Genomic DNA, 1,745 nt, shown 5'->3' on the forward strand with positions numbered 1-1,745 from the left:
GCCGGGGACGAGCCGTACACGGCCGGCCGGTATCTCTGGTTCCACCGGGACTTCGCCGTCGAGGAACGGGTGCCGTTCGACATCGGGATGTTCTGCCCCGCCGGGCCCGTTGACCGCCCCCGCCCCCGGGGCCGCTGCCCCGCCGGGCCCGTTGACCGGCCCCGCCCGCCGGGGCCTGTTGACCGCTCCCGGGGCCCGGTGACCGGGCCGCTGCCCCGCCGGGTCCGTTGGCCGCTCCCTTGCCGGGTTCCGTGGGTGCAGCTCCTGTGGAAGGCGAACTCGTCGACACCGAGCACCCGCGGGGCTCGCTCAGGCACCGGAGGAGGAACCAGCAGCTCCAGCAGTCGCGTCGTCCGGCGGCGAGGTGCATGCGGCGGCACAGCCGTTCGCCGGGCTGCCCACCGAGCTCGACCGCGACCTGGCGGAGCCAGGCCTTCAGACCGGGACTGGAGCGGCGATAGCGCTCGCTCAGCCTGTTGACTGCTCGACGGACGTCCGGCGCCGGCCGGCGGCCCGGTCACAGAAGAACCGCCGGACCCGCGGCCTGAGCAGCAACTTCTTCCCAGACAACGGCTGCTCGGCAAGGGATCGCTCATAGCAGGAATGCACCCGCCGAGCCCGGGCACGGCACCCCGGGTACCTGGGCGGCGGACCGCACGAGGCCGCTACCACCACCGACACATCGGCCGTGAACTCCACGGCTTCCAGCCGCACATCGGCGTCCGGGAAGAGCACATCATCCAGCGAGCAGATCCCCACCAGCAAGACATGTCCTGCCGGAACGTTCCCTCACACGGTTTCTGACCTGGGATTTCAGGGAGCTCCGGTCAGAGCCTGCTACCAAATCCACATCCCGCCGCGGGGGGAAGTCCGGCCGCTCTCGTCGACGCCGACCATGTGGGCCGACTCTGGGCCCATGCTTGATCCGTCGTCCAGGGGAATGACGAGGCGGTGCTCCCCGAAATGCAGGGTGAGGATCCGTTCCGGGTCCTCTTCGCAGCCGTCGACGGTTTCGCCGATGTAGCAGCGCATGAGGTCCAGCGACCCCGGCTGGGGGAATTGCCACGCGGCGCCCCCGTACACGCCCAACGGGTTGCTCAAGGCCCGCAATACCGGCCCATCGAAGTGCAGCTCGACGTAGTCGCGCACGAAGGAGACGGCGCTGACCTCCATGCCCATCAGCTGTTGGAGTCCGCCGTCCGAGTCGCTCGCGATGTTCACGAGCCTCATGCTGCCAGAGGCCGCTGCCGCCCGATCACGCAGCCACCCGATGGCCGACCCGGGATCGGAGCAGCCGACTACCAGTCGACGTCATAGCTTCCCCGGACTCCGGCCAGAGCCAAGCTGCGGGATCGGCATCACCCCTCGCCGGGCCCGGGGCGGGCAGCGTGTGCCTGCTGGGCCGGGCGGCGTGCGGGCTGTGCGCCCGCCCCCGGCACCTGCCCCGCCTCCAACGCACCTGGCCGCAGCCCGTACCGCGTGCCCGGCCTGTGTCTGTGCCGACGCACCGGGCCGCGGCCCGTGCGGCTTTGCCCGCGCGGTGCGCCTGGCCTGAGGCCTCTCGTTTGGATCATGCCGGGCTCGCGGGGTCTGGCACCGCCCCCCCACAGCCTTCGGCGTGGGAGGTGCCCCCACGCCGCGTTGTCGTCGGTCGGCATGGCTCCGCCATGCCTCCTCCCCCTACGCCTTCGGCGTGGGAGGTACCCCCACCTCCGCCTTGCGATCCACGGCACCAGACCCCTCCC

At 71.6% G+C, this 1,745-nt stretch carries 1 protein-coding gene and 1 pseudogene; one reads left to right on the top strand and one right to left on the bottom strand.

The window, feature by feature from the left end:
• Positions 1–90: pseudogene (locus ABZ070_RS37140) on the top strand (pseudouridylate synthase); the annotation flags it as partial.
• Positions 91–837: 747 nt separating this feature from the next.
• On the opposite strand, the gene ABZ070_RS37145 reads toward ABZ070_RS37140, so the two are convergent.
• Positions 838–1,221: a hypothetical protein gene (locus ABZ070_RS37145; RefSeq protein WP_356640602.1), complete on the bottom strand. Its 384-nt coding sequence runs from the start codon at positions 1,219–1,221 to the stop codon at positions 838–840.
• Between the last annotated feature and the right edge of the window lie 524 nt (positions 1,222–1,745).

It is taken from the genome of Streptomyces sp. NPDC006283 (assembly GCF_040613325.1).
GTDB lineage: Bacteria > Actinomycetota > Actinomycetes > Streptomycetales > Streptomycetaceae > Streptomyces.